The following is a 6,343-nucleotide window of genomic DNA, read 5'->3' as shown; positions in this document are numbered from 1 at the left end:
CCCCATTCGGATATCCCCGAGTCAATGCGTATCTCCGGCTCGTCGGGGCTTTTCGCAGGTAATCGCGTCCTTCATCGGCTCCAGTGCCAGGGCATCCACCGTGGACCCTTCATATCTTGACCGCTCCACTGCCTCCCTCTCAGGAGGCAGCTTGCTACTGTCTGCTCAAGGCAGACAGAATAATTTCTGCTTGCTCTCGCTCTTCTCACTCGCTTGTCATGCACCGCGCCTCTCTTGAGGCTCAGAGAGATTACAGGGGATTCCCTCACCTGTCAACCCCCTCTTCTACGCCCCATCCCACCTGTAGGTCACGGCCGACTTTTGGGCCACATGGTAGGCTCGAATTATGCGGGTCAATGTGGTGTTTTTTGCGCGTCTGAAGCGTGAAATAGGAACGGAAAGCCTCTCTCTGGATGTGGAAGCCGCTGCTGATGTCCGGCAGATTGCGGCAGCCATAGAGCAGCGACATGGAGTAAGCCTGAAAGGCTGCATGGTGGCCGTCAACGAAACCTACGCCACGCCTGAACACGTGTTACAGGACGGTGATGAGGTGGCCTTTCTGCCTCCCGTTGCTGGCGGCGCGGAGGCGGAAGACGTCCCAGAGACACACTGCGAGGTCACTTCTGCCGCCCTATCGCTGCAAACGGCAGACACTTTTTTGGTGCAGGCTGCCTACGGGGCACAGGCCTATTTCGTGGGCACGGTTCGTAGTCCCAATAAAGGCAAGCGTGTGGACTTCATAGAGTACGAAGGCTTTGCACCACTGGCAGAGAAAGTCATGCATGGTGCAGCCACAGCCGCCCGTGAACAGCACGGTGTCTTGCGGATCTTTATTCAGCACCGGGTGGGCCGCCTGCTTCCTGGTGAAGCCAGCATTCTTATTGGTGTCGCCAGCCCACACCGCCGCGCTGCACTGGAAGCATGCGACTTCATCATCGAGTTTTTGAAGGTGCAGGTGCCTGTCTGGAAGCGTGAGGTAGACGAGGACGGCGAACACTGGGTAGACGGAACAGCGGGCCAGCCTACGCTTTAGCCGTCATTCTGACGACCCTGAATCTCGTGGCCCTGATCTAGAGGGAGGTTTGACAGAGGAACAGTCTGCGGACGAGCATGGGCCTCAAAGTGGCGGTAGTAACGACTGGCAAGCACGACCATAAACGCGACGACCAGACCGAGGGCCAATAGACGCGGCCAGCTTGCCGATGGGCCGTCTTCTGAGAGCAGGCTGTTGAACAAGAAATGCAGCCCGATACTCAGGAGCAGCCCGCGTGCCGCCCACCAACGACCCATTTGCCAGTGCCGTCCGCCCAGCGCATAGCCCTGAGGAGCGCTGAAAAGGGCGTGGGCCAGCGTGGTGATCAGGGCATGCCAGGTGGCAGCACGTGGCCCAAAACCCAGCGCATAGGTAATGTTTTCCATCAGTGCGAAACCCAGCGCGGCAGTCACGGCATAGACCAGACCGTCCATCGGTTCATCGAAGTCGCGCTCATTGACGACGGTGCTGGCTGCCAGAAACTTGCTGCTTTCTTCCAGAATGGCTGTCAGGAGGGCCAGGAGCAGCAATGTAACGGTGGCGTGACCCAACGAAATACGCTCCAGGCTGACACCGAACGCCGCCGAGACCAACCAGGCGAACATGCCCCAAGCAAAGGTGCGGGCCAACAACCACAGCGGCTCGGGGTGACGGTCACGGCGCACGAAGAAATAGAGCCAGGCAAAGGTGAGCGCCACCGATGAGAGGAGCGAGGCCGCCAGCATCAACGTGGAGTTCAGGAACGCAGCAGCGCGGCGGCGGCGCTTGACCGGGCCTGCATCGGCGCGTGTGCCAGATGAGTCAGTGCTATTGCCAATGCATCTGCGGCGTGGTTGTTGAACAACTCACGGATGCCCAGCGTGGCTTTGACCATATAGATGACCTGCTCTTTCTCGGCGCGGCCTGTACCCACCAACGAGCGCTTGACCTGCATCGGGCCGTAGGAATGTACTGGCACGCCCGCCTGAGCGCAGGCCAGTTGCACGACCCCGAAGGCCTGCCCGACCTTGAAGGCCACTTCGGCCTGCTTGCGTAAAATCTGGTCTTCGATAGCCACAGCATCCGGCTGGTATTCGGCCAGCAGACGCGACACTTCTTCATGGATGTACTGCAAGCGCCGGGGCATAATCCAGGCGCTTTCGGTGGTCAGGCAGACGTGGTGCAGATGTTTGGCCCGCCGCACGTCGCCTTCCACCAGCCCCAAGCCAAGATTGGCTAAACCGGGGTCGATGCCGAGAACGATCATAGGGGCAGAATAAGCGATCCAGCGCCGAAAAATGTGGATTGCCGCCGACAGGCCGACAGAAAGAAGGCCAGCAGGCCGGGAAATTCTCCCGAACAGCTGGCCCCCGTGGTTCTCCTGAGTTTACAGGCGGCTCTTGGGATCGAAGGCGTCGCGCAGGCCATCGCCCAGAAAGTTGAACGACAGCACCGTGAGCAAGATTGCCAGTCCCGGATAAAAGGCCACGTAGGGATGTTCCAGCACGACTTCGTTGGCATTGCTGAGCATGTTGCCCCAGGTAGATACAGGGGGCTGAATGCCGAAACCGAGAAACGACAGGGCCGCCTCACCCAAGATCGCGCCGCCCACAGCCAGAGTGCCGTTGACGATGATGATGGCGATCAGGTTGGGAACCAGATGCTGAAGCATGATGCGGGCGTTCTTGGCTCCCAGCGCCCGCGCCGCATCGACGTATTCCAGATTTTTGAGGCGCAACACCTCCCCGCGCACCAGCCGGGCCGTGCCCATCCAACCGAAGAAGGTAAAGATGCCCACGATGATAAACACGCTGGAAAGTGGATTATCCCGCAGGGCGGCGATGGCGGGCACGTCGCTGACGGCAAACAGGCCGCTGATCGTCAGCTGAAGCGGCAATTCGGGGATAGACAGCATGATCTCGATGAAGCGGCTAATGAGATTGTCGGTACGCCCACCGAAATATCCGGCCAGCACGCCCATCAGGGTGCCCAGCACCACACTGAAAACCGCCACCGTAAACCCCACGAGCAGACTGATGCGGCTGCCGTAGATGATGCGGGAGAGCATATCGCGGCCCAAACTGTCCTGGCCCAGAACATGACCGGGACCGGGCGGCCTGTAGATGCCCTCCAGGTCCTGAGCGTTGGGATCATATGGGGCGATCAGGGGGGCAAAAATTGCCACCAGAATCAGCAGCAAAATGATGACCAGACTGATCATCGCCACCCTATGCTTCAGGAGGCGGCGTAGAGCGATCTGAAGGGTGGAGTTGCTGCGGACGCGGCGCGGCTTGGCAAGAGCGACAGTCATAGAAACCTCATGGCGACAACCTCACGAGTACCGGATGCGGGGATCGACCACAGCGTAAACGAGATCGGTGATCAGCTGAAAGACGACTGTCAGGAGTGCCAGCAACATCAGAGAAACCATGACCACGTTGAAATCCTTGCTGATCAGAGCATCAATGATGGCGTTTCCCATTCCGGGCCAGGAAAACACCCTTTCGGTGATGACTGCGCCGCCGAACAACCCCGGAATGCTGAGGCCAAGCAGAGTGATGATCGGTACGACGGCATTTCGGAGAGCGTGCTTGAACAACACGATGCGGCTGGGTAAGCCCTTGGCGCGTGCAGTGCGAATGAAATCCTGATTCATGACTTCCAGCATGCTGGCCCGCATGAAGCGCAGAGTGACGGCAATTTCTCGCAGCATCAGAATGCTGAGGGGCAGAATCAGGTAATGAAGTTTGTCGAGGGTGGTGGCCCAGAAGCCCGCATCCAGCGGCAGATCGGGGCTGCCGAGGCCGCCGGGTGGCAACGACAATGCGCCGCCTGTGGCCGTGGGCAGATAAACCGCCACGAAGTACAGCGCCATTGCCCCGACCCAGAACACCGGAGCGCTGAAGACGACAAAGCTGAAGAAGGTCAGCACGTAATCGGGAATGGAGTACTGACGAACCGCACTGAAAATGCCCAGTGGAACGGCAATCAGCGTGCTGAGAATCAACGCCGGAACCGTCAGCAGCAGCGTATTGGGCATGCGCTGCTGAAAGACGAACTGAGCGGCGGGGATACTGTAATCCTGCGAATAGCCAAAGTCGCCCCGAATGGCGTGACCCAGCCAGAAAAAGTAGCGGGTGTACCAGGGCTGATCCAGGCCATACGCGGCTTTCAGGCGGGCAATATCTTCCGGGGTGATGTTGCTGTTACCGAACGTCAGCTGATCGACGGGGCTGCCGGGTTGCAGGGCCGTCAGTGAATACACCAACAGACTGATGACCAGCAGCAGAGGAATCATTTGAATCAGGCGGCGAAGTGCGTAGGTTGCCATAGGTTCGGCCTCGCGGTGAAATCAGAAGTGAGAGACGGCAGCAAGTAAAGCAGACGGGGGAAAAGCGGTGATTCGCTCTTCCCCCTACGGTCTGGGCGAGTGGCCCGGTCTGACCGTCCCACTCGCCCAGACAGCCTTATTTCTGCTTGTATTCCTCGACAGCGCCGCGTGAAGCCCAACCGATGCTCGAAGCATTCCAGCTGGGGTACAGGGTATAGGCGCTGAAGGTGTAGTTCACGAGGCCGGGAACCTTGGTGTATACGTTGACGCGGTAGTACAGCGGCAGCGCGGGCACTTCCGTGTTCCAGATGGTCTGCATCCGGTCAAAGAGTTTGATGCGATCTGTAAGGTTGAATTCGGTCTGGGCCTGCTTGTGCAGGCGGTCGTATTCGGCATTGACCCAGCCGGAGTTGTTCTGGCCCGAGTAGCCGTTGGCGGCGGTGGGCACGCCCGAACCCTTGAACAGGTTGCCTTCTTCAAAGATGGGGTTGCCGGTCCACGCGTACATGGCCAGGTCCCACTTGCCGTCTGCGCCCTTGCTCAGGAAGTCGGGACCGAAAAACACGCTGGAGGGGTAGTTCTGAATATTGACCTGCACGCCCACAGCCTTCCACTGGGCCTGCAAAATCTGCTGGACGCGCTCACGGGTGCTGTTGCCAGCAGTGGTGCCGAAGTTCAGGCTGAGCTTTTTGCCGCCCTTCTGCAGAATGCCGTCGCTGCCTGCCGTCCAGCCCAGCTGGGTAAACAGCGCCTTGGCCTGAGCCACGTTGGCGTTGTAGTCCCGCACGTCTTTCTTGTAGAGCTTGCTGATCGGGTTCACGAAGCTGTTGGAGACGGCCTGCTTGCCCTGAAACAACGCCTTGGTCAGTGCGTCGCGATCGATACTGAGCAGAAGGGCTTGACGCATCCGGGGATCGTCCATATCCAGATCTTTGGCTTTCTGGCCGCGCGTGTTGACATCGATGTGCTCCCAAACTGCGCCGGGCACAAAGTAGGTCTTGAACTTGCCGCGTTCGTTGCGCTGCAAATCCACACCCTGGTCGAAGGTCGGCCCGACGGCGCTCAGGGCATCAAGTTGGCCCGACAAGATATTGACTTTCAGGGTGTTGGTGTTAGGAATAAAGCGGTAGACCACCGTCTGGACGTACTTGTCTTCGCCGCCCTTGGGCTTGTTCCAGTAGTTGGTATTGCGGGTCATGGTCAGGCTGTTGCCGCTACGCCACGCGGTGGGCTTGAAGGGGCCAGCGACCACTTTGGGCAGGTTGCGCGAGGTCGTGAAGCTGGAAATGAACTTCTTCCACTCCTCGTTCGTCACCTTGGCGTCTTTTTCGTTCTTGGTCTTGGCGTCGAAAGCGTTCCAGGCTGCACCCATGACGTGCTGAGGCGCGAAGCCGGGGCTGGTCTGGTCAGCAAACAGATAGGGCGGATCGTAGGTAATGGTGAAGGTGTCGGCGTCAGTCGTGGTGATCTTGGCACGGTCCCAGGGCGTCCGGTCAGGCACAGGTACGCGGTCGTCGTTGACTAGTTTCAACCAGAACTGGAAATCCGCAATCTTGATGGGCGTGCCGTCGCTCCACTTGGCTTCTTTGCGAATGGTGTAGGTCACGCTGTTGCGTACCACGTCGCCCGCTGCATTCTTGACAACCTTGTAGTCGCCGTTGCTCAGAGAGGGAACGCGGGTCGCAATGTCGGCGTAAGGATCACCGTTGTCGTCCAACCCGATCAGGGCTGCCCCCATGTAACCGTTGATTTCGCTGGTGATGGCGAGGTTGTTGGTGTTCCAGGGATCGTAGATGTTCGGCGGCTCTTGAGAAGTGCCGATGACCAAGCTGTTGTTCGCAGGACCAGCGAGGGCTGTGCCGAGCAAGAATGCTGTGATTGCCAGGGTCTTTTTCATACGAACCTCCGGGAGCTTAAATATGCACCTGATGCGTGGATAATGAGGGTCAGTATAAGGCAGCTGTACCGCATGTCAAGCTCAGACCTAACCCGTCTGCGTG

The 6,343-nt window shown here is 58.8% G+C and carries 6 protein-coding genes and 1 rRNA gene; 1 reads left to right on the top strand and 6 read right to left on the bottom strand.

The window, feature by feature from the left end:
* Positions 1–122, bottom strand: a 23S ribosomal RNA gene (locus tag F561_RS0116070); the annotation flags it as partial.
* 224 nt (positions 123–346) lie between these two features.
* Here F561_RS0116070 and moaD point away from each other — a divergent pair.
* Positions 347–1,033 carry a molybdopterin converting factor subunit 1 gene (gene moaD, locus F561_RS0116065; RefSeq protein ID WP_019010988.1) on the top strand — a complete coding sequence of 229 codons (687 nt, stop codon included), beginning with the start codon at positions 347–349 and terminating at the stop codon, positions 1,031–1,033.
* Here the strand turns inward: moaD and F561_RS25670 are convergent.
* The 5 genes from F561_RS25670 to F561_RS0116040 all read right to left on the bottom strand — a co-directional run bounded on the left by F561_RS25670 (position 1,030) and on the right by F561_RS0116040 (position 6,240).
* The gene (locus F561_RS25670) at positions 1,030–1,758 is read right to left on the bottom strand and encodes a PrsW family intramembrane metalloprotease (protein WP_019010987.1); all 729 of its coding nucleotides are present in this window, start codon (positions 1,756–1,758) and stop codon (positions 1,030–1,032) included. The two genes, moaD and F561_RS25670, sit on opposite strands and share 4 nt — an antisense overlap.
* A gap of 11 nt (positions 1,759–1,769) precedes the next feature.
* A complete protein-coding gene (gene ruvC, locus F561_RS0116055; protein ID WP_019010986.1) occupies positions 1,770–2,279 on the bottom strand; it encodes a crossover junction endodeoxyribonuclease RuvC in 510 nt (169 codons plus the stop codon).
* A 120-nt stretch (positions 2,280–2,399) separates the two neighbouring features.
* A complete protein-coding gene (locus F561_RS0116050; protein ID WP_026298981.1) occupies positions 2,400–3,323 on the bottom strand; it encodes an ABC transporter permease in 924 nt (307 codons plus the stop codon).
* Positions 3,324–3,344: 21 nt separating this feature from the next.
* Positions 3,345–4,343, bottom strand: a complete 999-nt coding sequence (locus F561_RS0116045) for an ABC transporter permease (RefSeq protein WP_019010984.1) — start codon at positions 4,341–4,343, stop codon at positions 3,345–3,347.
* 136 nt (positions 4,344–4,479) lie between these two features.
* On the bottom strand, positions 4,480–6,240 hold the full coding sequence (locus F561_RS0116040) for a peptide ABC transporter substrate-binding protein (RefSeq protein WP_019010983.1): 1,761 nt from the start codon (positions 6,238–6,240) through the stop codon (positions 4,480–4,482).
* Positions 6,241–6,343 lie beyond the last annotated feature (103 nt).

Origin of the sequence: Deinococcus aquatilis DSM 23025, from assembly GCF_000378445.1 — a bacterium.
GTDB classification, from domain to species: Bacteria; Deinococcota; Deinococci; order Deinococcales; family Deinococcaceae; genus Deinococcus; species Deinococcus aquatilis.
The sequence above is the reverse complement of the archived record's forward strand: the minus strand, read 5'-3'. Positions and strand labels throughout refer to the sequence as shown.